This is a genomic window from Noviherbaspirillum sp. (assembly GCF_036563305.1).
In the GTDB taxonomy this organism is placed as follows: Bacteria; Pseudomonadota; Gammaproteobacteria; order Burkholderiales; family Burkholderiaceae_D; genus Noviherbaspirillum.
Genome location: NZ_DATCMQ010000006.1, coordinates 90,629 through 112,855 on the forward strand (window position 1 = coordinate 90,629; position 22,227 = coordinate 112,855).

Consider the following 22,227-nt stretch of genomic DNA (forward strand, 5'->3'; position numbering starts at 1 on the left):
CTTCTCGAGACGCAATTATAGTCTTCTATTCAATGATCTTTCAGCGCGCTCTCAGACGCGAACTGGTCAGCACAGCAGGCGCTGTCTTCACCACGCTGTTCACCATCACGATCACCGTCATGCTCATCAAGATCCTCGGCCAGGCTGCCGGGGGCAAGGTATCGTCGCAGGACGTGATCGCGCTGATCGGATTCGCCGCACTCAAATACTTGTCCATCATCCTGATCCTCACCGGTTTCATCTCGGTGCTGGTGGTGGTCACCCGCAGCTACCAGGATTCCGAAATGGTGGTCTGGTTCGCTTCCGGCCTCAGCCTGTCGCGCTGGATCAAGCCGGTGCTCTGGTTCGCCCTCCCGATCGTGGTGGTCACCTCGCTGCTCAGTTTCATCGTCACGCCCTGGGCCAACCAGCAGAGCGCGGAATACCGCGAGCGCTACGAGAAGCGGGAGGACATCGCGCGCATCTCGCCCGGCAAATTCCAGGAATCCTCGTCGTCCGACCGGGTGTTCTTTGTCGAAGGCACGTCCAACGACGCCACCCACGTCCGGAACATCTTCGTGAACACCGTGCGTAACGGCCAGGACAGCCTGGTGGTGGCGAAGGAGGGCACGGTCGTCGTCGATGAGCGCGGCGACAAGTTCCTGGTGATGGATCAGGGGCGCCGCTACGACAACGTGACGGTGGGCGAGGACCTGCGCCTGACGATCTTCGACCGCTACGGCGTACTGGTGGCGCGCCAGTCCGCCACGCTGGTCGGCGATCTCTCGGCCAGCGCATTGCCGACGCTGGCGCTGCTGGCGGACATGAACCGCTTCAACCGGGCCGAGCTGCTGTGGCGGCTGTCGCTGCCGGTGATGGGACTGCTGCTCATGCTGCTGGCGATACCGCTGGGCTTCGTCAATCCGCGCGGCGGCCGGTCCGCCAATCTCCTGATCGCGCTGCTCGTCTTCATCATCTACAGCAACATGGTCAGCGTGTTCCAGACGGCGGTGCAGCAGCAGCGCCTGTCGCTCGGGCTGGCGGCATGGCCGCTGCACCTGACCGCGGCCATGCTCATCGTGCTGCTCTTCAGCTGGCGCCTGTTCGTCAACAGTCACTGGCATCCGGCGACGGTGTGGGGCGGGTTCAAGCGCGCCTGGCTGTTCCGCAAGGCGCCGCAATGAAGATACTGCACCGCTATGTGGCGACGGAGATCCTGACCGCCACCGTGTTTGCGCTGGTCGCCTTCCTCGCGCTGTTTGCCTTCTTCGACCTGATCGGCGAGCTGCCGCGCGTCGGCCGCGGCAGCTACGAGCTGCAGCATGCCTTCCTCTACGTGGCGATGAACCTGCCCGGCTATGTCTACGACCTGATGCCGATCGCCGCGCTGATCGGCACCATCTATGCGCTCGCCCAACTGGCCGCGCGCTCCGAATTCACGATCATGCGCGCCTCCGGCCTGTCCACCGGGGCGGCGGCCTGGATGCTGGCCAAGGTCGGCATCGTGCTGGTGCTGGTGACTTTCCTGTTCGGCGAATTTATCGCGCCGGCGAGCAGCGAGTTCGCGGAGAAGTTCCGGCTGGCTGCACAGGAATCCTCGATCTCCCGCCAGTTCCGCTCGGGGCTGTGGACCAAGGACGTGGTCCGCAGCAACGGGCTGAGCGGGGAAACCATCGGCTCGCGCTTCCTGAACGTGCGCAACGTCACGCCGCAGGGACAGCTGCAGGGCCTGAAGGTCTACGAGTTCGACCGGGAGATGCAGCTGAAGGCGGTGGTCACCGCGAGCAAGGCGGATTACCGGGGCAACAACGTCTGGCGCCTGACGGACGTTTCCGAAACAGTCTTTACCGTGAAGGGACCGGAAGTGACCGAGATGGTGAGCAGCCGGACCTTGCCGAGCACCGAAGTCATCTCGGAAGTCACACCGGAGATCCTGTCGGTGCTGGTCGTCGATCCCGAGCGCATGTCGGCCCTCGGCCTGGCGACCTATACCCGCCATCTTGAAGAGAACAACCAGAATGCCGAACGCTACGAGATCGCATTCTGGAAGAAAGTGTTCTACCCGCTTGCCGTGATGGTGATGATGGCGCTGGCATTGCCCTTCGCTTACCTGCATTTCCGCTCCGGCGGCGTCAGCCTGAAGATCTTCATCGGCATCATGATCGGTGTCAGTTTTCAGCTCATCAACAATCTGTTCTCGCATATCGGCCTGCTCAATACCTGGCCCCCGCTGGCGACGGCGCTGCTCCCCAGCGTGCTGTTCCTGCTGGTCGCCATCGGCTCGCTGCTGTGGGTGCAGAAGCACTAGGACCGGAGATGGCAGCCAAGGCACTGGTACTGTTTGCCCACGGGGCGCGCGATGCGCGCTGGGCCGAGCCCTTCCTTCGCCTGCGCGACATCACGCAGGCGCAGATGCCGGACGTCGACGTGCGGCTGGCCTTCCTGGAATTGATGACGCCGCGGCTGCCGGAGCTGACGGACGAACTGGTGGCGCAAGGCTGCACCGCGCTGACGGTGGTGCCGGTGTTCTTCGGGCAGGGCGGTCACGTATTGCGGGACCTGCCCGCGATGATCGACGTGCTGCGTGCGCGGTACCCGGGACTGTCCCTCGCGGTGGCGCCCGCAGTAGGCGAGGATGCGGAAGTGCTGCATGCCATCGCCGCCTACTGCGTCCGTTGCACCGCATCGGCCTGAGACGCGAACCACGCGAACCACGCGAACCACGCCGGACCACCGGCCCCTGCCTTTTTCCCGTCCGTCGGGACGCGTTGGCCAGCCGCCATCCGTTCCGCGCCCGCGCGCCCCAACAAGGATCCATTGAAGCCGGTCCGAATCGCATGACGACTGGGGTGCGATCCCGAAGTCCGTGACCAGCAAGGCCATCCGCGCCGATCGAGCGGTTTCGGGCCGATCGGAAAGCCGGCCTTCGCCCTTGCGTGCTGCGGTGATTGCCCCGTCGTGCATGTTCGCTCCCCGGCATCTCGCAAGCGCGTCGCTTCAGCCGCGTGGAACTCTGGACGGCGCCGGCGCCACCCAGAATCGGGGTCGTCAGTAGACATTTTTTCATGGGGGCGAGAATGGGCAAATTTGGTGGACTGAGAACGGGTGGTGGTGGCGGCAATCGGACTGACGGACCGGATGCCCCGCCGCCCCGCGGTGGAAATGATGGTCCGGACAAGCTCGATACGCCAAACGGACCGAAAGGACCGAAATCGGACAAGGATCTGAAGGGCGACGGCATAGACGTGCCGAACGGTAAAGGGCCGAAGTCGGGTTTTGATATTCCGGAGAGCGGCCCGGGCCGGGACCTCCTCGATGGGAAATTCGACCTGGACTCGATCAGTCCCGAGAACTTGAGGAAGAGCCTGGACGATCTGTTGAAAAATGCGGGCAAGCAGTTCCTGGACAAGGCATTCGACTACCTGTTCAAGACATCGCCCGAAGAGGCCGAGGCGATTTTCAATATCCTGCGAACCGGCGGGCTGGGTGCGCTCAGTTTCGACCAGATGAAGACACTGGGTCGAGGTCTCATCAATTTCGCGGGACTGTTAATCTGACGCTGCCACACCGCCGGGTGCGCGCTCCTGGCCGGTCAGACCAGCCCCAAGCGGCGGTCTGCCCGGGTACGCCCATCGGGCGGCAGCGGTCGTCCTGACCTGCTGCGTCACCGCGTTCCATCTGGCTAGTCTCATTCGCATCTCCGTACTGAAAACCCGGCCTTCAACACGTCGGGAAAGTCCCGGACTTCGCACGCGAATATCTCCTTGCATTTATGTTTCTTTAGGGTAATACTGAGTCGGCATTTCCCTTTTACAACAAATCAGGAGACTGTAGATGCGCTTCTTGTCCACGCTGGCACTCGTTTTCGCTGCACTCACCACATCCCTTCCCGCTTCAGCCGACACGGCCGAAGAAGCCACGGCGATGGTGAAGCGGGCGGTCAAGTACATCAAGGAAAATGGCAAGGACAAGGCATTGGCGGAGTTCAATTCGCCGTCCGGCTCCTTCAAGAAGGGCGACCTCTACATTTTCGTGACCAACGTCCAGGGCAGGATGCTGGCGAATGGCGCGAACGCGAAGCTGATCGACAAGAACCTGATCGACCTGAAAGACGCCGACGGCAAGCTGTTCGTCAAGGAATACATCGATCTGGCTGGCGCCAAGGGAGGCGGCTGGTCCGACTACAAGTGGGTCAACCCGACCACCAAGGCGATCGAGCTTAAGTCCACCTACGTCGAGAAGGTGGACGACCTGGTCATCGGTTGCGGAATCTACAAGAAGTAGGACAAGGCGTCCGGGCCGCAGGCAGGCGCGCTCATTCCATCTCAGGGGAAGCAGGCCGGCGTTCCGCCATGGCTTCCCCGATCATCACCAGGACAGGGCCGCTGCAGTGTGCGAGGCCCTGTTCCAGTTCCCCCAGCGTCATCCGCAGCACCCGCACGTTCGGGCGGCTGCAGTTCTCCACTGCGATCACGGGCAATGAGCGAGGGTGGCCCTGTGCCAGCAGTTTCCCGGCGGTGTCGACGGCTTCCTTGCCGCCCATGTACTGGATCAGCGTATCGCAGTTCGGCAGCGTGCTTTCCTCGGGATGGCCGGGCGCCGTGCTCGAGGTGAAGAAGGCGACGCTGCGCGCGACGCCGCGCTTGGTGAGCGGCTGCTTCGTCTCGGCGGCCGCGGCCAGCGCGGTGGTCACTCCCGGCACCACTTCCACTGCGATCCCCTCGGCCTCCAGCGCCCGCAGTTCCTCGTCGGCACGGCCGAAGATCATTGGATCGCCGCCTTTGAGGCGCACCACGATCCGATAGCGCCGCGCGCAGGCGACCAGCTGTTCGTTGATCAGTGTCTGTGCGACCGAACGCTGGCCAGAGCGTTTGCCGACCGCGATCTTTTCGGCCTGGGGACAGAGGGCAAGCATCTCGGCGGTAACGAGGGCGTCGTGCAGAACGACGTCGGCCTGCGCCAGCAGCCGGGCGCCGCGAACCGTGATGAGGTCGGCGGCGCCGGGTCCGGCGCCGAGCAGGTAGACCTTGCCGGCGGCGCTGGGGCCGGCGGGGGAGGAGGACATCTGTCAGGCGATGCGGATCATGCCGGCGGCAACCGTCTGGTGCGTGACCTCATCGATCAGGATGAAGGCGCCGGTGGCGCGCACGGCGTCATAGGCATCCGCCGCCAGCGGCTGCTGCACGTTGATCGAGATCCTGGCGATGTCGTTGAGCCTGAGGGCGTCGGCCTGGCGTCGTTCCTGGGTATTGATGTCCAGCAGAGTGTCGATCCGGGTCACCCGCGCCGCCACCTGGCGGGTGGTGTGCTTCAGCCAGTACTTGCGGCGCATGTCCAGCGGCTCTTCCGACAGCCAGCAGACGTCCGCCTCGACCGCCTTGAGCAGTGTCGCCGGCTGTTCCGCCGCGCTCAGCATGTCGCCGCGCGAGATGTCGAGGTATTCCTCCAGCAGCAGCGTGACCGACTGTCCTGCCCCGGCGCTCTCCAGCGAACCGTCGAGCGTGACGATGTCCTTCACCGTCGCGCTCTGGCCGCCGGGTTGCACCGCCAGCTTGTCGCCCTTGCGCACCTGTCCGGCCTCGATGCGGCCCATGTAGCCGCGGAAGTCATTGGCCTCGTGGCCGTTGTGGCGGGCCACCAGCTGCACCGGGAAGCGCAGCGGCTGGACGTGGGCGTCGTCGTAGACGGACAGGCCTTCCAGCAGTTCGATCAGGGTCGGGCCCTGGTACCACGGCATACGCTCGCCAGCGGTCACCACATTGTCGCCGGCCAGCGCGGAAAGCGGGATCGGGTGTACGTCCCGCAGGCCGAGCTGATCCGCGAACTGCCGGTATGCGCCGACGATGCGGTCGTACACGCTCTGGTCGTAGTCGACCAGGTCCATCTTGTTGACAGCCACGATCACGTGCTCGATGCGCAGCAGGTGCGCGATCGTCGAATGGCGCTTGGTCTGCGTCAGCAGTTCGACGCTGCCGTCGTCCCCCAGCTTCACCTTGGAGACGTCGATCAGGATGATGACGGCGTCGGCCGTGGAAGCGCCGGTCACCATGTTGCGGGTGTACTGCTCGTGGCCGGGCGTGTCGGCAATGATGAACTTGCGCTTCGGCGTGGCGAAATAGCGGTAGGCGACGTCGATGGTGATGCCTTGCTCGCGCTCGGCTTCCAGGCCGTCGGTCAGCAGCGACAGGTCGACGGTGTCGCCGACGGTGCGCTTGTGCTTGGCGCGCGAAATGGCGTCGAGCTGGTCGGCGAAGATGCCCTTGCTGTCGAACAGCAGGCGGCCGATCAGCGTGCTCTTGCCGTCATCGACGGAGCCCGCGGTGATGAAGCGCAGCAGCCCGCGCTCGGCGCCCGCGGCTTGCGAGAGTTGTTTTTCAGCTAGCACGGCGTTCATCAGAAATATCCTTCCTTCTTGCGTTTTTCCATCGAGGCCTCGGATGTCTGGTCATCCATGCGGGTGGCGCCGCGCTCGGTGATCTGGGTGACGGCGGTCTCGGCAAGGATCGCGTCGACATCAGCGGCGTCGGAGGCGACGGGGCAGGTGCAGGAGATGTCGCCGACGGTGCGGAAGCGCACGGTGCGGGTCTCGACGGTCTCGCCGTCGCGTGCCGGGGTCAGGTCGGTCAGCGGCACCAGCAGGCCGTTGCGCGGAATCACCTGGCGCTGGTGCGCGAAATAGATCGACGGCAGCGCCAGCTGTTCGCGGGCGATGTATTGCCAGACGTCGAGCTCGGTCCAGTTGGAGATCGGGAACACGCGCATGTTCTCGCCCGGGTGGACGCGGGTGTTGTACAGGTCCCAGAGCTCCGGTCGCTGCGCCTTCGGATTCCACTGGCCGAATTCATCCCGGAACGAGAAGATGCGTTCCTTCGCCCGCGCCTTCTCCTCGTCGCGCCGCGCGCCGCCGATGCAGGCGTCGAACTGGAATTCGGCAATCGTTTCCAGCAGCGTGACCGCCTGGGCGGCGTTGCGCGAGTCGGTCTGCGGGTTGCGCAGCCGCACGGTGCCGCGCTTGATCGAATCCTCCACCGAGCGCACGACCAGGCGCTCGCCGAGTTCGGCGGCCCGGCGGTCGCGGAACTCGATCACTTCCGGGAAGTTGTGGCCGGTATCGATGTGCACCAGCGGGAACGGGAATTTGCCGGGGCGGAAAGCCTTCTCCGCAATGCGCAGCAGCACCACCGAGTCCTTCCCGCCGGAGAACAGCAGGGCCGGGTTGCTGCATTCGGCCGCGACCTCGCGCATGATGTGGATGGCCTCCGACTCCAGCCAGTCCAGGTGGCGGTTGCTGGCGGCGTCGAGGAAGAGTTTTTCGACTGCGGTATTCATGGGCGCCTCAGGCAGGGACAGATTTGATTCTCACCAGCTTGCCGTCGACGACGTGCAAGCCGCATTCCTTTGATTCGGGGGTTTCCCACCACCAGCGTCCGGCGCGGACATCCTCGCCCGGCTGGATCGCCCGCGTGCACGGCTCGCAGCCGATCGACGGATAGCCCTTGTCGTGCAGCGGGTTGTAGGGAACCTTGTTGGCACGGAGGTAGTGCCAGACATCGTCCTCCGACCAGTCGGCCAGCGGATTGAACTTGACCATCCCGTGCGCGACGTCGTCTTCCTGCACCGCCAGGTCGCTGCGCGTGCTCGACTGCGCGCGGCGCTGGCCGGTGACCCAGGCCTTGTTGCCGGCCAGCGCCCGGTTAAGCGGTTCCACCTTGCGGATGCGGCAGCACTCCTTGCGCATGTCGACGCTGTCGTAGAACGCATTCATGCCGTTCTGCGCAACGTAGGCGTCGACCGCCGCGGTCTCCGGCCGGTACAGCTTGACTTCATGCCCGTAGGTCTCGCGGATACGGTCGACCATGCCGAGCGTTTCCTTGTGCAGCCGGCCGGTTTCCAGCGTGAAGAGGCCGATCGGGAGGCCTGCGCGCAGGATCATGTCGGTCAGCACCATGTCCTCCGCGGCAAGGCTGGACGCAAAGACCGCCGGCGAGAACGCATCGGCGATGCGCCGCAGCGTCGCCCGCGTGTCCTCGACCAGGCTGTCGAAATCGCTCATGCCGTCGCTCCGCGCTGTACACGCCGGAACAGCGGCGACTTGCGGTCCCAGGAGGTCTGGTAGGCCTCGGAGAAATCGCTCAGGCCGAGCAGGGCGTCCTGGATGTCCTTGTCCTCGCGCACCGCGAAGGCGTCGAAGCCGACGCGCTGCATGTAGAACAGCTGGTCGCGCAGGACATCGCCGATTGCGCGCAGCTCGCCGGCGTAGCCAAAGCGGGCGCGCAGGTTGTAGGCGGTCGAGTAGCCGCGGCCGTCGGCGAACTTCGGGAAGTCGACCGCGATGACGCGGAAGCGGCCGAGGTCGTCCTTCAGCTCCTCGGGCCGTTCGCTGCTGGCGAGCCAGACGCCGAGTTCGGCGCGGCCTTCCAGCGCCGCGCGCTGTGCCTGCCATACCTTGAGCGGTACGATGACCTTGCCCTGCGGGATGGCGACGCCTTCCGGCGTTTCGCCTTCCGCGAGGCGCAGCACGGTCCAGTCGTCGCCGACGACGGCCTTGTTCTTGATGATGTTACGCATAAGCGTCTTCTCCAGCAGTATGGGCGGCCGTGATCGGGGTCGCGTACACGTATTCCTTGAACGGTGCGACGCCGAGGCGGCGGGCCGTGTCGATGAAACGCTCGTCCTCGTTGCGCTCGCGCAGGTAGACCTGCAGGATGCGGTCGATCACTTCCGGCATCTGGTTGGCGGAGAACGACGGACCGATGATCTTGCCGATGCTCGACTGGTTGCCCTGCGCACCGCCGATCGACACCTGGTACCACTCGCTGCCGTCCTTGTCGACGCCGAGGATGCCGATGTGCCCGACGTGATGGTGGCCGCAGGAATTGATGCAGCCGGAGATGTTGAGCTCGATCTCGCCGATGTCGTGCTGGAAGTCGAGGTTGTCGAAGCGCTCGGCGATGTCGCCGGCGATCGGGATCGACTTGGCATTGGCGAGCGCGCAGAAATCGCCCCCCGGGCAGCAGATCATGTCGGTCAGCAGGCCGATGTTCGGCGTGGCCAGGCCCTGCGCCTTGATCTCTTCCCACAGGCGGACGAGATCGGACTGGCGGACGTCGGCCAGCACCAGGTTCTGCTCGTGGGTGACACGCAGTTCGCCGAAGCTGTAGCGGTCCGCAAGGTCGGCGACGAAGTCCATCTGGTCCGCGGTGGCGTCGCCCGGCGGCACGCCGGTCTTCTTCAGCGACAGCACCACCGACCGGTAGCCGGCGACCTTGTGGCCGCGGACGTTGCGCCTGACCCAGTTGGCGAAGGCTTTGTTCTCCGTCTTGAACTGCTCGAAGGCGGCGTCGGTCGCCGGCAGGGTTTCATAGGCCGGCGCGGTGAAATATGCGGACACGCGCGCCAGTTCCTCCTCGGTCAGCGTGCTCGGGCCGTCCTTGATGCCGGCCCATTCCTCTTCCACCTGGCGCGCGAACTCCTCGACGCCGAGCGCTTTGACCAGGATCTTGATGCGGGCCTTGTACATGTTGTCGCGGCGGCCGTACTGGTTGTACACGCGCAGGATGGCTTCGATGTAGCTCATCACATGCTGCCATGGCAGGAAGGCGCGGATCTCGCTGCCGAGGATCGGGGTGCGGCCCATGCCGCCGCCGACCAGCACGCGGAAACCGGTTTCGCCCTGTTCGTTCCTGACGACGGACAGGCCGATATCGTGCACCATGATCGCCGCGCGGTCTTCCCTCGCGCCATTGATCGCGATCTTGAACTTGCGCGGCAGGAAGGCGAATTCAGGATGGAAGGTGCTCCACTGGCGCAGGATCTCGCACCATGGGCGCGGATCGATGATCTCGTCCTCGGCCACGCCGGCGAACGGGTCGGAGGTGATGTTGCGCACGCAGTTGCCGGAGGTCTGGATCGCATGCATCTCGACCGAGGCCAGCTTGCCGAGGATCTCCGGCGTGTCCTCCAGCTTGATCCAGTTGAACTGAATGTTCTGGCGGGTGGTGAAGTGGCCGTAGTCGCGGTCGTAGTTGCGGGCGATGTGCGAGAACATCCGCATCTGCTTCGACGACAGCAGGCCGTAGGGCACGGCGATGCGCAGCATGTAGGCATGGCGCTGGTAATACAGGCCGTTCTGCAGGCGCAGCGGGCGGAATTCATCCTCGCTCAGTTCGCCCGACAGGCGGCGCTTCACCTGTCCGGTGTACTGCGCGACGCGTTCCTTGACGATCTGGTGGTCATATTGGTCGTAGCGATACATCTCAGTTCCAATCCTAAAAAACCATTTTGGCGGCAATGCCGGTCAGCGTCGTCGCCAACAGGCCGCGCAGAATTTTTTCCGGCACCGCGCGCGCGGCGAGGGAGCCGATGGTGATGCCGGGCACCGAGCCCAGCAGCAGGGTGACGAGCAGTACCCAGTTGATCGAACCAAGGTACCAGTGGCCGGCGGCCGCGATCGCGGTGAGCGGCACGGCGTAGGCGATGTCGGTTCCGGCGATTTCCGCCGGGGACAGGCGAGGATACAGCAAGACAAGAATCGTCGCACCCACGGCGCCTGCGCCGATGGAGGAGATGGTGACGAGCGTGCCGAGCAGCGCGCCGACGACCACGGTGGTGACCGTGAGCGCGCGCCCCTGCAACTGCTTTTCGGGATGGGCGATCACCCAGGCCTGCATGCGGGAACGGAACAGCAGCGCGATGACCGTCAGCAGTACCGAGCCGGCGATCGCATACCGGATGACCTGCCCGATATGCGCGTCCAGGGCGCCGAAGGACTTCAGGGCCAGGGTGGTCAGCAGCGCCGCCGGCAGCGCGCCATAGCAGAGATGGCGGACGATTTCCCAGCGCACGGTGCCGCGGAAGCGGTGGGCCAGGGTGCCGGCGGTCTTGGTCGCTGACGCGAAGGCGAGGTCGGTGCCGACGGCGACCGTGGGCGACACGCCGAACATCAGCGTCAGCAGCGGCGTCATCAGCGACCCGCCGCCGACGCCGGTCAGGCCGACCAGCAAGCCGACGGCAAAGCCCGAAACCACAAAATGAAGATCCATAGCACCTCACGAAGGACTGTGAATCGTAATAAACTTATTCCTTATTCCAAACTACTTACTATTCATTTGCTTATATGCTCAAAAAGCATATACATGCGTGGAAAACAATTGCCGGATAAACAAGGGAAGCGATGAACCTTCATCAACTGCGCTTCGTGCGGGAAGCCGTGCGACAGAATTTCAACCTGACGGAGGCGGCAAAGGCGCTGTATACATCCCAGCCCGGCGTGTCGAAGGCGATCATCGAGCTGGAGGAGGAACTCGGCGTCGACATCTTCACCCGCCACGGCAAGCGCATCCGCGGACTGACCGAGCCGGGCCGCGCGGTGCTGCGGTCGGTCGAGCTGATCATGCAGGAGATCGACGGCCTGAAGCGAATCGGCAAGGAGTTCGCGGCGCAGGACAGCGGCAGCTTCACGATTGCCACCACGCATACGCAGGCCCGCTATGCACTGCCCAAGGTGGTGCAGGCGTTTGCCCAGAAGTACCCGAAGGTCCGCTTGTCACTCTTGCAAGGCAATCCGCGGCAGGTTGCGGAGATGGTGCTGAAGGACCAGGCCGACATGGCGATCGCCACCGAGGCGATTGCCAGCGTGGACGGCCTGATCAGCCTGCCTTGCTACCAGTGGGAGCACGTGGTGGTGGTGCCGCACGAGCATCCGCTGCTCAGGAGCGTGCCGCTGACCCTGGAAGCGATCGCGGGGTATCCGCTGATTACCTACGACAGCGCGTTCACCGGCCGGGCCAAGATCGACCATGCTTTCCAGATCCGCGAACTCAAGCCGGACGTGCTGCTGGAGGCGATCGACGCCGACGTCATCAAGACCTACGTCGAGCTCGGCATGGGCGTGGGCATCATTGCCGGGATGGCCTATGATGCCGAGCGCGACAAGGGACTGCGCGCCATTCCGGTGGGCCACCTGTTCGGGACCAATGTCTCCAGGGTGGCCCTGAAGCAGGGCGCTTACCTGCGCAGCTATGTCTACAGCTTCATCGAGCTGATCACGCCGACCCTCAACCGCCGCTTGATCGAGCAGGTGATGAGTGGCGAAAAGGACAGCTACGAGTTGTAGCGGGCCTTTCGTTCTTGCATTTTTCGGCGGCCGCTTTTTTTGCTTCATCGAAACCCCGTATTGCGGTTAGAATGGCGCCCGTCATTGGGGAGTAGCCGCCCTCCGAAGCAGTATTGCGAGAGGGGCTTGCGTCAACAGACTTGGCCTCCGGCCATGGCGCAAGCGACACCGTCTGGCGAGACCTTTGACCATGCATCCCCCGCTCTGGGCCGGAGGGGCGCGTGGTCAATCGTCCGTTTCCGGCCCCGGATCATTCATGGAAGCATTCTTCATCTCCACGGGCATCGTCGCCCTCGCCGAAATGGGCGACAAGACGCAACTGCTGTCCCTCCTGCTCGCCGCCAAGTTCCGCCGGCCGCTGCCCATCATCCTCGGCATCCTGGTCGCCACCCTGCTCAACCATGCTTTTGCCGGCGCCATCGGAAGCTGGCTGACTGCCTTCATCGGCCCTGACGTGCTGCGCTGGGTGCTCGGACTGTCCTTCCTCGCCATGGCGGCATGGACCCTGGTGCCCGACAAGATCGACGATGTCGACGCCAGGCCGGCCCGGCTCGGGGTGTTCGCGACGACGGCATTCGCCTTCTTCCTCGCCGAGATGGGCGACAAGACGCAGGTGGCCACCATTGCGCTGGCGGCGAAGTATGCGGACTTCTATCCGGTGGTGGCGGGTACGACCCTCGGCATGATGATCGCCAACGTCCCGGCGGTCTTCCTCGGCAACCGCATCATCCAGATGGTGTCGCTGAAACTGGTGCACGGCATCGCTGCCGCGATCTTCGCGGTGCTCGGGGTGCTGACCCTGTTCAACGTCGGCAACCTGCTCTGATCATTCCCTGCAGCCGAGCCGGCGCGACAGCAGCGCCGCCTGCGTGCGCGCCGCCTGCGCGATCGGCCCCTGCCAGTGTGCGTCGATGTGGGCGGACGAGCCGACGACGGTCAGCGCAAAGCGCATCCGGCGGTCGTGGTCGAACACCGGCGCGGCGAAGGCATTGAAGCCCGCCAACAGGCGCTCGGCGCTGCGGCTCGCGCCGGCCGGCCGGGCCGCGGCGGGGTCGAGCCGGCCGATCATCCGCGCCAGGCCCTGCCTGCGGGTTTCTTCCAGCAGGGGTTCCAGGTCCTTCCGGCTGCGCGGCGCATCGATGCGCTCGGCGCGGTTCTGCGCCAGTTCGGCCCGCAACATGGCGTCGGTTTCTGCTTCCGGCAGGAAGGCGGCGAAGCACAACCCGCTGGCGGTATAGGTCATCGGCATCACGCTGCCGATCTGCAGGTTGATCGTCACCGGTCGCCGCGACTGCAGCAGGCGGATGTAGGTCGGGCCGAAATTTCCCCAGGCGGCAAGCGCCACGGTCTCCCCGGTGGCATCGCGCAAGGCGGCCATCGCCTCGTCCGCCAGCCGGACCGCGTCCAGCCTGCCGAGTGAGGCCAGACCGAGTTCCAGCGCCAGCGGCCCCAGGTCGTACATGCCGCTTGCCGCATCCTGCTCGATCAGACCGACGCGGATCAGGCTCACCAGGTAGCGGTGCGCCTTGGCGGCCGGCATCGCCGCCTGGCGGGCGAGGGCGGTCAGCGGCAGCGCGCCCTGCGCCTGGGCGAGCGCGACCAGCAGCGGCGCGGCCACCTCGATCGACTGTATGCCCTGCTTGCCGTCCGCGTCGGCGGCGGGCGGATTTGCGCGGGTTCCGATGGCAGTTTTCATAAGATGCTATATTACGATAAGGTGAATAAATTCACTAATGCATAACTGCGCCGGATGGCTTCCCCGAGGCGGGTGCCGGACGCCGGCATCAACGTGAACCGGTCAGCGTGAACCGACCGGCGGGAGCCGATCGACATGAACAATAACGGCGGCAACAGGCTTGCCCGGCAAGCCTTCAAGCCGCCATCACTGCAAGGAGACCCAATGCGTACATCCACATCGACACGACTGATACTCGGCCTGGTGCTGGCGGCTGCATCCGCCGTCGCGCAGGCGCAGGCCTGGCCGTCCAAGCCGGTCAAGTGGATCGTGCCGTACCCGCCGGGCGGCGGCTCCGACACCATCGCCCGCGCGATCGGCCAGCAGTTGTCCTCCCAGGTCGGGCAGCCGGTCGTGATCGAGAACCGGCCGGGCGCCGGCACCATCATCGGCGCCGAGGCGGCGTCGCGCTCCGCGCCCGACGGCTACACCATCTTCTCCGGCGACAACGCGTCCTACGTATTCAACAGCGCGCTCTACCGCAAGCTGCCGTACGACCCGCAGAAGGACTTCGCGCCGGTGGCGCTGATCGCCCGCTTTCCGCTGCTGCTGGTGGCCAACCCGGCAGCCGGGTTTGCCGACGCCCGGGACCTGATCGCCAAGCTGCGCCAGTCGCCCGGCAAGTACAGCTACGCCTCGGTCGGCGCCGGCAGCCCGCATCATCTGGCCATGGAAATGTTCAAGCAGCGCAGCGGCACGTTCGCCGTGCATATTCCTTATCGCGGCGCCGGACCTGCGGTGCAGGATGTGCTCGGTAACCAGGTGCCGGTGATGATGCTGGATCTGGCCACCGCGTTGCCGCATCTGAAGTCGGGCAAGCTGAAGGCGCTGGCGGTGGCATCCGGCAAGCGCCTCGCGCTGCAGCCCGAGGTGCCGACGATGCAGGAACTTGGTTTCGGCGATGTCGAGATGTATGCATGGCAGGGCATCGCCGTGCCCGCCGGTACCGGCGGCGACGTCGTCGCCCGTCTCAATGCCGAAGTCAACAAGGCCCTGGCGGCGCCCGAGGTGCACAAGCGCCTCGGCGATCTCGGCGTCGAGCTGCTCGGCGGCACCCCGCAGCAGATGGCGGACTATCTCCGCAGCGAGACGACCCGCTGGCACGCGCTGATCAAAGAGCGCAAGATCACCCTTGATTAATCCCACAGGAAGACCATGAAACTCGCCACCCTGAAAGACGGCACCCGCGACGGCCAGCTGGCCGTGGTGTCGCGCGACCTGAAGACTGCCCACCTCGCGGACGGCATCGCCCTGACCATGCAGCGCGCGCTGGATGACTGGAGCTTCATTGCGCCGCAGCTGGAGGACCTCTATCGCCAGCTCAATGCCGGCAAGGCGCCGCGCAGCTTCGACTTCGACCAGAAACGCTGCATGTCGCCGCTCCCGCGTGCGTATCAGTGGGCCGACGGCTCGGCCTACGTCAACCATGTGGAACTGGTGCGCAAGGCACGCAATGCCGAGATGCCGGAATCGTTCTGGCACGACCCGTTGATGTACCAGGGCGGAGGCGACGATTTCATCGGTCCGACCGATGACATCGTGCTGGGATCGGAAGAGTGGGGCATCGATTTCGAAGGCGAGGTGGCGGTGGTGACCGACGACGTGCCGATGGGAACGAAGCCCGAGCAGGCGTTGGCGCATGTGAAGCTGCTGATGCTGGTCAACGACGTGTCCCTGCGCAACCTGATCCCGGCGGAGCTGGCCAAGGGTTTCGGCTTCTTCCAGTCGAAGCCGGCGTCGAGCTTCTCGCCGGTCGCGGTCACGCCGGATGAGCTGGGCGATGCATGGAAGGACGGCAAGGTGCACCTGCCGCTGCGCGCGACCTGGAACGGCGCGCTGGTCGGCCAGCCGAACGCCGGCGTCGACATGGTGTTCAGCTTCCCGCAACTGATCGCGCACCTGTGCAAGACGCGCAATGCGCGCGCCGGCTCCATCATCGGCTCCGGCACGGTGTCCAACAAGGACAGCAGCAAGGGCTATACCTGCATCGCCGAGAAGCGCTGCCTGGAGATGATTGCCAATGGCGAGGCGAAGACGCCGTTCATGAAGTTCGGCGACACCATCCGCATCGAAATGCTGGATGCGAACGGCAAGTCGATCTTCGGCGCCATCAACCAGCAGGTCACGCAGAACGGCGCACAGAAACCGCAAGCCTGAGGAGAACCGCCATGTCGACGCTCGCCGCCACCGCTACGGGCCAGCAGGCCCTGCTGCCGGCTCCCGTGCCCATCAACGGGCTGCATCACTTTGCCTGGCGCTGCCGCGACGCGGAGGAGACGCGGCGCTTCTACGAGGATGTCCTCGGGTTGCCCCTGTTCCATTTCATCCGCAGCGACATCGTCCCCTCGACCGGCGAATACTGTCCCTACGTCCACATCTTCTTTCGCATGACCGACGGCTCCTGCCTCGCGTTCTTCGATCTGGGCGATGACGTGGCCCCCGCGCCGTCGCCCAACACGCCGGCCTGGGTCAACCACATCGCGATGCGGGTGGACAGCGTGCAGCAGCTGGAGGCGATGAAGCAACGCCTCGAGGGACATGGGATCGAGGTGCTCGGCGTCACCGACCACCGGATCTTCCGCTCGATCTACTTCTTCGACCCCAACGGCATCCGGCTGGAGCTGTCCGCGCAGCTGGCGCCGGAGACGCAGATGCGCAGCGAGCAGCAGGGCATCCACGCGAAGCTCGACGCCTGGTCGAAGGAGAAGGCGGAGCGGCTGGCGCAGCAGCGCTGAATCTTCCTATACTGAGGGATCGCTCAAGGAGACCGGAATGGACCTGCTGCTTCCCTCATGGCCGCTGATGGCCGCCTTCCTCGCGGCAAGCGTGGCGCTTGCCGTCACGCCCGGCCCGGCCGTCGTCTACATCGTCACCCGTACGCTGGCACAGGGGCGGGGAGCCGGATTCGCCTCGCTGGGCGGCGTGGCCCTCGGCAACCTCGGTAACGCGACCGGCGCGGCGCTGGGGCTGGCGGCGTTGTTCGCCGTGTCCTCGCTGGCGTTCAGCGTCGTCAAGTACGCAGGTGCGGCCTACCTGGTCTGGCTCGGGATCAGGGCGCTGTCCGCGCCGGCGCCGCGGCAGGCCGACGCGCATTTCGGCAGTGCCTCGCTGCCGCGCATCTTCCGCGACGGCTTCCTGGTCGCGCTGCTCAATCCCAAGACCGCGATCTTCTTTGCCGCCTTCCTGCCACAGTTCATGGACCCGGTTGGATCCGCCGCGGGCCAGAGCCTCTTGCTCGGCGCCGTGTTCGTCTTCATCGCAGCGCTCACCGACGCCGGCTATGTGCTTGCCGCCGGCCTCCTTGCGCCGCTGTTGCTGCGCATGCGCGGCGCCGCCGCGGCCGGCCGCTTCGTGACGGCAGGCGCTTTCATCGGTCTCGGTGTGTTTACCGCCATGGCGGGAGGGCGCAACCGGTAGCAGGATCATGCGCGGCCGCCGCGACGTACCTGTGCCTTGGCCTGCGGACCGCCAAGCGCCGGCACGGCATGCCCTATGAAAAAAGCCCGGCGCAGGGCCGGGCTTCCGGGAGTGACTCTCGTCAGGCCGCCAGCCTGTTTGCCAGCTCGGTGCTTCTGCAGCCGTCAAGCAGGTAGGCGAGGCTGATGACCAGCACCAGCTCGCCTTCGGCCGAGCGGGCGGTGCCGTTGATGCCGGGGACGGCCATCGCGGTCAGCGGCTTGATCACCAGGTCGGCGGTACCGTCGACGGCTTCCACCGCGAGGATGTAGGGCTGGGGCGCGGCGACCACGATGCCGACCTTTTCGCGACAATCCTCATAGCCCAGCACGCCGGCCAGCGACCGGACGGCCAGCGGCCGGCCCTGGTCGCGCATCACCGGCGCGCCGCCGACGGCGTCGAACGTCTCGGGCAACTCGACCACGCGTTCCACCACCGCCATTGGCATCGCCAGCGCGGCGCCGGCGGTGCGTACCAACATTGTGGGTACGATCGACAGCTCGATCGGCAGGCGGATGGTGAAGGTGGTGCCCTTCCCGAGGACCGACTCGGTGCGGATCGCACCGCGATGCTTTTCCACCGCGGTCTTCACCACGTCCATGCCGACCCCGCGGCCGGACACGCTGGAGGCGACCTCCTTGGTCGAGAAGCCGGGCAGGAAGATCAGCTGCAGCGCTTCCTCGGGAGACTGCGCCATGTGGTCGGTGATCAGGCCCTTGGCGATGGCCTTGTTGCGCAGGCGGGCGGGATCCATGCCCTTGCCGTCGTCGGATACCTCGATCATGACGCTGCTGCCTTCCTGCCATGCCTTGAGCAGGATGGTGGCCTTCGCGGGCTTGTCGCTCGACGCGCGTTCGTCAGCGGTTTCGATGCCGTGGTCGAGCGAGTTGCGCAGCATGTGCACCAGCGGGTCGTACAGGCTGTCCACCACGACGCGGTCGACTTCGGTTTCCGCGCCTTCGATCACCAGGTCGACGTCCTTGCCGAGGTCGCGCGCGAGTTCGCGCACCAGCCGCGGGAATTTCTGGAACAGCCGTCCGACCGGCTGCATGCGGGTCGACAGCGTGGCCCTCTGCAGTTCGGTGGAGTAGCGGGATGCGCGCGCCAGGGTTTCCTGCAGCGTCGCCATCAGCGCGGCCGCCTGGCCCTCGAACTTGAACTGGGTGAGCTTTTCCAGCAGCACGGCGGCCTGGTTGGCGGCCTGCACCGACTCGCCGGCGACCTCCAGCAGGGCGTCGAGCTTGACGGCGTCGATACGGATGCTGTCTTCCTTGACCGGCGCGACGACCGGACGTGCGCTGTCGTCGCCGGCATTCCTGGCGGCCGGCATTGCCGAGGGTGTCGCGGCCGACAGCGCAGCCGGCGGCACGCCCGGTGCGGCGGCAGGCACTGCCGGCGCAGCTTCGGCCAGTGCCGCGGGAACCACGGCGCGGTACAGCGCTTCCCAGTCGAGGCCCGGGGCGGAGGTCATGTCCGGCGCCGGCGGGACGCCGGCCGTCGTGCCGGCGTCCGCGGTCGCCGTTGCCGGCGCTGCGACGGCGGCGGCGGCAACGGCTGCCGGCGCGCCTTCGATGGCCTGGCGCAGCAACTCCTCGAGCGTGGCGGGCATCGCCGGCAGGCTCTCCGGGGCCGCGCCATTGGCAAGCTGGCCGAGCTGGTCGGCGACGAATCCGCTGGCCTGCAGGCCGGCCTCGATCGCGGTCGGCGTCACCGGCACCTTGCCGGTGCGCAGGCCGTCGAACAGGTTCTCGGTCAGGTGGCAGGCCGAGACGATCGCCGGCAGATTCATGAACCCGGCGCCGCCCTTGATGGTATGGAACGAGCGGAACAGGGCGTTCAGCGCATTCGTGTCGTCCGGCCGCCGCTCCAGCGACAGCAGGTGTTCTTCCACGTTCGTCGCGAGGTCGAGCGCCTCGACGACGAATTCCTTGAGCATGTCGTCCATCAGAACCCCAGGTCGGCCAGCAGGCTGTCGACGTCGTCCTGGCCCATTGCGGCGCCGGGCGCCGCCGGACCGGACATCAGCTCAACCGGCTTGTGTTCCGCCATGGCCGCCTTGACTTCCGGCGGTGCGTTGTCGCGCAGCAGCTGCGCCAGCTCCTGTTCCGCCTTGCTGGTGATGGTGACGATCTTCTTGATGAGCTGGCCGGTGATGTCCTGGAAGTCCTGCGCCATCATAATGTCGAGCAGCCTTGCCTTTTCGGCGTCGGTTGCGGCGCCGACCATCGCGGCGAACTGCTTCGAATCGCCTGCCAGCGCCTTGAACTCGTCGATGCCGAGCTTGCCGTCGAACAGCCGGGACCAGCGGTCTTCCATGTCGCGGGCCTGCTTCGACAGGGCTTCTTGCTCCGGAAGGCTGGTATCGACGGCATTCAGTACCTTGTTGGCGGCCTGCTCCGTCAGCGAGGCAATGTGCTCCAGCCTCCCCTGGGCATCGGTGATCTGGCTCGCGACATCGGACAGCGAGCGGTCGTAGCCGAGCTGGCGCAGGGAGTCATGCAGCATGCGCACGATGCCGCCGAGGCGCTCGTACATGCCCTTGTCGGTCAAGTCTTCTTCGCCGGCGTCCGGATGCGCTGCGGCGGCGTCGGCGGTGCCCGCACCGGCATCGGGAGCGGCGGTGGAGACGGTATCGGTGCGTTGCGCCGCCACCTCATCGAACAGTGCTTCCAGGTCGTCTGCTGCGTCGCTCATGTTGGTGCTTCCCTCTGTTTTGTGTCGGCTAGTTGCGTATGGATGCGGGCGCGGCGACGCAGAAGCGGCCGCGCGGGACTCGATCACGATTATCTGCCACGAGTTTCATTGGTGCAACAAATGAACGTCATATTCCGTGCGGGCGATGCGGCAAAGCGGCAACGCCCGCGTGCGGCGGCAACGGGCTTTGTCTATTTGACAGCGTGCAGCAGGTCGATGGACGCCAGGTGCAGCGGGTGGGACGGGTCCGCGAAGGCATCGCAGATCGTCAGGTGGTTGAGCCCGGGCAGCGGCACCTCGGACCGGTGGCCCGTTTTCCACGCGTCGCCGATCAGTCTGGTCTGGCGCTGGAACTCCTCGGATTCGAGGGCGCCGCAGGCGGTGATGAAGGGCGCCGGATGCGCCTGGGGCATCAGCGCCGGTGACAGAACGGCAATATCCGCTTCCTCGAGCTTCAGGTCGACGTTGACGAACCCGGCATGCCGCACCGGTTCCAGGTCGAAGATCCCCGACATCAGGATGCCGCCCTTGACAAGGTCGGCCGGCAGGTCGTCGCCGAAAACCGGCCAGACGGCGGCCATCGTCATCGCGGCGAGGTGTGCCCCGGCGGAGTGGCCGGCGACGACGATGCGGCGCGGGTCGAAGTCATAGGCTTCCGCGTGCCGGTACAGCCAGGCCACCGCGCGCAGCTGCTGCAGCACGATCTCGCCGATGCTTGCCTGCGGCGCCAGCGTGTAGTTGGGCAGCGCGACATTGAAGCCGGCGCGGGTGAAGGCCGGCGCGACGAAGGAGAAGTCCGACTTGTCGAGCGAGCGCCACCACCCGCCGTGGATGAACACCAGCAGCGGCGCGTCGCTACGGCTGGTCGGGAAGAAGTCGAGCCGCTCGCCGCTGGATTCGCCATAGGGAAGGTCGAACAGGCCGGCCTGCCCGCGGCGGACTTCGGCCGAGTCCTTCAGCCAGCGGGTGAAGATGCGGGGATGGTCGGGAATGGCGGCACGGGCGTTGTATTGCTGGCTGTAGTATTCGGCGGGGTTCTTCATGGGCCTGGCGGGCGGAAATCAGGGAGCCGCAAGTGTACTGCGAATCGCGGCGGCGGTTCAGTCCGCCGCGCCCGGCGCGGGCGTAGGACGGCATCGACGATTTGACTGCCTCCGGGGCCGCGCATACACTGCGCGCTCCTTTCGACCCGATCAATCCCGCCAGCCGTCGCCATGCAGATTCCGTCCATCCAGCCCGTCGCGGATGCCGCGCTTGCCGCCACGCTCGCCGCCGCGATCGACAGCAAGACCAAGCCGCCGGGCAGCCTCGGCATGCTCGAATCCCTCGCCTTGCAGTGCGGGCTGGTCCAGCGCGCCGTGCATCCGGTCCTGCGCGATCCGGCGATCGTCGTGTTCGCCGGCGACCATGGAGTGACCGAAGAGAACATCTCGCCGTATCCGCAAAGCGTAACCTGGCAGATGGTCGAGAATTTCCTGGCCGGCGGCGCGGCGATCAATGTCTTCGCGCGCCAGAACGAGTGCGCGCTGCATGTGGTCGACGCCGGGGTCAACCATGATTTTGGCGCGCGCCCCGGCCTCATCGACCGCAAGCAGGGCCATGGCACCCGCAACTTCGCGCGCGCGCCGGCGATGGACGCCGACACCTGTGCCAGGGCGATGGAGGAGGGCGCGGCGCTGGTCGCCTCGTTTTCCGGCAATGTCATCGGCTTCGGCGAGATGGGCATCGGGAACACGACCTCGGCGGCGGCGCTGATGCACAAGCTGACCGGCCTGCCGCTGGCGGACTGCGTCGGCGCCGGCGCGGGCATGGCGCCCGAGGGCGTCGCGCACAAGCAGCAGGTCATCGCGCAGGCGGTGCGGCGCCACGCGCAGGCCGTCACGCCGCTGGAAGTGCTCGCCACTTTCGGCGGCTTCGAAATCGCGATGATGGCCGGCGCCATGCTCGGCGCCGCCCGGGCGCGCAAGCTGGTGCTGGTGGACGGTTTCATCGTCACCAGTGCGCTGCTGGTGGCCGCGCGCCTGCAGCCTGCAGTGCTCGATTACTGCGTGTTTTCCCATTGCTCGGACGAACGCGGGCACCGGCGCATGCTGGAGCACCTCGGCGCGCGTCCGCTGCTGCAACTGGGCCTGCGGCTTGGCGAGGGCAGCGGTTGCGCGCTTGCGCTGCCGCTGCTGCGCGCGGCGACCGGCTTCCTGAGCGACATGGCGACCTTCGCGTCCGCGCAGGTCAGCGGGCGCGGCTAGCC

General features: G+C 65.9%; 23 protein-coding genes and 1 riboswitch. Of the genes, 12 read left to right on the top strand and 11 right to left on the bottom strand.

Going from position 1 to position 22,227, the window contains the following annotated elements:
• Nucleotides 1-32: 32 nt before the first annotated feature.
• From lptF to VIM12_RS03820, 5 genes are all read left to right on the top strand, one after another.
• Nucleotides 33-1,163 (top strand): LPS export ABC transporter permease LptF, encoded by a 1,131-nt coding sequence (lptF, locus tag VIM12_RS03800; RefSeq protein ID WP_331940287.1) that lies wholly within the window; start codon nucleotides 33-35, stop codon nucleotides 1,161-1,163.
• Nucleotides 1,160-2,287 (top strand): LPS export ABC transporter permease LptG, encoded by a 1,128-nt coding sequence (gene lptG / locus VIM12_RS03805; RefSeq protein ID WP_331940288.1) that lies wholly within the window; start codon nucleotides 1,160-1,162, stop codon nucleotides 2,285-2,287. Before lptF ends, lptG begins: the two co-directional genes overlap by 4 nt.
• Nucleotides 2,288-2,295: 8 nt before the next feature.
• The gene (locus VIM12_RS03810; RefSeq protein WP_331940289.1) at nucleotides 2,296-2,673 is read left to right on the top strand and encodes a CbiX/SirB N-terminal domain-containing protein; all 378 of its coding nucleotides are present in this window, start codon (nucleotides 2,296-2,298) and stop codon (nucleotides 2,671-2,673) included.
• Between the two features lie 383 nt (nucleotides 2,674-3,056).
• Nucleotides 3,057-3,536, top strand: coding sequence for a hypothetical protein (locus tag VIM12_RS03815; RefSeq protein ID WP_331940290.1), 480 nt, complete (start codon nucleotides 3,057-3,059; stop codon nucleotides 3,534-3,536).
• Between the two features lie 277 nt (nucleotides 3,537-3,813).
• The gene (locus tag VIM12_RS03820; protein ID WP_331940291.1) at nucleotides 3,814-4,263 is read left to right on the top strand and encodes a cache domain-containing protein; all 450 of its coding nucleotides are present in this window, start codon (nucleotides 3,814-3,816) and stop codon (nucleotides 4,261-4,263) included.
• A gap of 31 nt (nucleotides 4,264-4,294) precedes the next feature.
• On the opposite strand, the gene cobA is transcribed toward VIM12_RS03820, so the two are convergent.
• Genes cobA through VIM12_RS03855 form a run of 7 tightly spaced genes read right to left on the bottom strand, consistent with a single transcriptional unit; the run spans nucleotide 4,295 to nucleotide 11,021 of the window.
• Nucleotides 4,295-5,044: a uroporphyrinogen-III C-methyltransferase gene (cobA, locus tag VIM12_RS03825; RefSeq protein WP_331940292.1), complete on the bottom strand. Its 750-nt coding sequence runs from the start codon at nucleotides 5,042-5,044 to the stop codon at nucleotides 4,295-4,297.
• A gap of 3 nt (nucleotides 5,045-5,047) precedes the next feature.
• Nucleotides 5,048-6,373, bottom strand: coding sequence for a sulfate adenylyltransferase subunit 1 (locus tag VIM12_RS03830; protein ID WP_331940293.1), 1,326 nt, complete (start codon nucleotides 6,371-6,373; stop codon nucleotides 5,048-5,050).
• Nucleotides 6,373-7,308: a sulfate adenylyltransferase subunit CysD gene (gene cysD, locus VIM12_RS03835; RefSeq protein WP_331940294.1), complete on the bottom strand. Its 936-nt coding sequence runs from the start codon at nucleotides 7,306-7,308 to the stop codon at nucleotides 6,373-6,375. Before cysD ends, VIM12_RS03830 begins: the two co-directional genes overlap by 1 nt.
• Nucleotides 7,309-7,315: 7 nt before the next feature.
• Entirely contained in the window at nucleotides 7,316-8,032 is a 717-nt protein-coding gene (locus VIM12_RS03840; protein WP_331940295.1) for a phosphoadenylyl-sulfate reductase, read from the bottom strand.
• Nucleotides 8,029-8,547: a DUF934 domain-containing protein gene (locus VIM12_RS03845; protein WP_331940296.1), complete on the bottom strand. Its 519-nt coding sequence runs from the start codon at nucleotides 8,545-8,547 to the stop codon at nucleotides 8,029-8,031. The genes VIM12_RS03840 and VIM12_RS03845 overlap by 4 nt, the downstream gene beginning before the upstream one ends.
• Nucleotides 8,540-10,234, bottom strand: coding sequence for a nitrite/sulfite reductase (locus tag VIM12_RS03850; protein WP_331940297.1), 1,695 nt, complete (start codon nucleotides 10,232-10,234; stop codon nucleotides 8,540-8,542). The genes VIM12_RS03845 and VIM12_RS03850 overlap by 8 nt, the downstream gene beginning before the upstream one ends.
• 13 nt (nucleotides 10,235-10,247) lie before the next feature.
• Nucleotides 10,248-11,021 carry a sulfite exporter TauE/SafE family protein gene (locus tag VIM12_RS03855; RefSeq protein ID WP_331940298.1) on the bottom strand — a complete coding sequence of 258 codons (774 nt, stop codon included), beginning with the start codon at nucleotides 11,019-11,021 and terminating at the stop codon, nucleotides 10,248-10,250.
• A gap of 131 nt (nucleotides 11,022-11,152) precedes the next feature.
• Here VIM12_RS03855 and VIM12_RS03860 point away from each other — a divergent pair, with 131 nt between their 5' ends.
• Entirely contained in the window at nucleotides 11,153-12,094 is a 942-nt protein-coding gene (locus VIM12_RS03860) for a CysB family HTH-type transcriptional regulator (protein ID WP_331940299.1), read from the top strand.
• Between the two features lie 74 nt (nucleotides 12,095-12,168).
• Nucleotides 12,169-12,349, top strand: a riboswitch (yybP-ykoY riboswitch).
• Nucleotide 12,350: 1 nt separating this feature from the next.
• On the top strand, nucleotides 12,351-12,920 hold the full coding sequence (locus VIM12_RS03865; RefSeq protein WP_331940300.1) for a TMEM165/GDT1 family protein: 570 nt from the start codon (nucleotides 12,351-12,353) through the stop codon (nucleotides 12,918-12,920).
• Here the strand turns inward: VIM12_RS03865 and VIM12_RS03870 are convergent, their stop codons facing one another.
• Nucleotides 12,921-13,790 carry an IclR family transcriptional regulator gene (locus VIM12_RS03870; protein WP_331940301.1) on the bottom strand — a complete coding sequence of 290 codons (870 nt, stop codon included), beginning with the start codon at nucleotides 13,788-13,790 and terminating at the stop codon, nucleotides 12,921-12,923.
• Between the two features lie 204 nt (nucleotides 13,791-13,994).
• On the opposite strand from VIM12_RS03870, the gene VIM12_RS03875 reads away from it, so the two are divergent.
• Genes VIM12_RS03875 through VIM12_RS03890 form a run of 4 tightly spaced genes read left to right on the top strand, consistent with a single transcriptional unit; the run spans nucleotide 13,995 to nucleotide 17,246 of the window.
• The gene (locus VIM12_RS03875) at nucleotides 13,995-14,969 is read left to right on the top strand and encodes a tripartite tricarboxylate transporter substrate binding protein (protein WP_331940302.1); all 975 of its coding nucleotides are present in this window, start codon (nucleotides 13,995-13,997) and stop codon (nucleotides 14,967-14,969) included.
• A 15-nt stretch (nucleotides 14,970-14,984) separates the two neighbouring features.
• Nucleotides 14,985-15,986: a fumarylacetoacetate hydrolase family protein gene (locus tag VIM12_RS03880; RefSeq protein ID WP_331940303.1), complete on the top strand. Its 1,002-nt coding sequence runs from the start codon at nucleotides 14,985-14,987 to the stop codon at nucleotides 15,984-15,986.
• Between the two features lie 11 nt (nucleotides 15,987-15,997).
• The gene (locus tag VIM12_RS03885; protein ID WP_331940304.1) at nucleotides 15,998-16,564 is read left to right on the top strand and encodes a VOC family protein; all 567 of its coding nucleotides are present in this window, start codon (nucleotides 15,998-16,000) and stop codon (nucleotides 16,562-16,564) included.
• Between the two features lie 37 nt (nucleotides 16,565-16,601).
• Nucleotides 16,602-17,246, top strand: coding sequence for a LysE family translocator (locus VIM12_RS03890; protein WP_331940305.1), 645 nt, complete (start codon nucleotides 16,602-16,604; stop codon nucleotides 17,244-17,246).
• 121 nt (nucleotides 17,247-17,367) lie between these two features.
• Here the strand turns inward: VIM12_RS03890 and VIM12_RS03895 are convergent, their stop codons facing one another.
• The 3 genes from VIM12_RS03895 to VIM12_RS03905 form a co-directional block, all read right to left on the bottom strand.
• On the bottom strand, nucleotides 17,368-19,230 hold the full coding sequence (locus VIM12_RS03895; protein ID WP_331940306.1) for a chemotaxis protein CheA: 1,863 nt from the start codon (nucleotides 19,228-19,230) through the stop codon (nucleotides 17,368-17,370).
• The gene (locus VIM12_RS03900) at nucleotides 19,230-19,979 is read right to left on the bottom strand and encodes a protein phosphatase CheZ (RefSeq protein ID WP_331940307.1); all 750 of its coding nucleotides are present in this window, start codon (nucleotides 19,977-19,979) and stop codon (nucleotides 19,230-19,232) included. Before VIM12_RS03900 ends, VIM12_RS03895 begins: the two co-directional genes overlap by 1 nt.
• A gap of 191 nt (nucleotides 19,980-20,170) precedes the next feature.
• Nucleotides 20,171-21,022 (bottom strand): alpha/beta hydrolase, encoded by an 852-nt coding sequence (locus VIM12_RS03905; protein WP_331940308.1) that lies wholly within the window; start codon nucleotides 21,020-21,022, stop codon nucleotides 20,171-20,173.
• Between the two features lie 171 nt (nucleotides 21,023-21,193).
• Between VIM12_RS03905 and cobT the strand changes: the two genes are divergently transcribed.
• Entirely contained in the window at nucleotides 21,194-22,225 is a 1,032-nt protein-coding gene (cobT, locus tag VIM12_RS03910; protein WP_331940309.1) for a nicotinate-nucleotide--dimethylbenzimidazole phosphoribosyltransferase, read from the top strand.
• The last annotated feature ends 2 nt before the right edge of the window (nucleotides 22,226-22,227 follow it).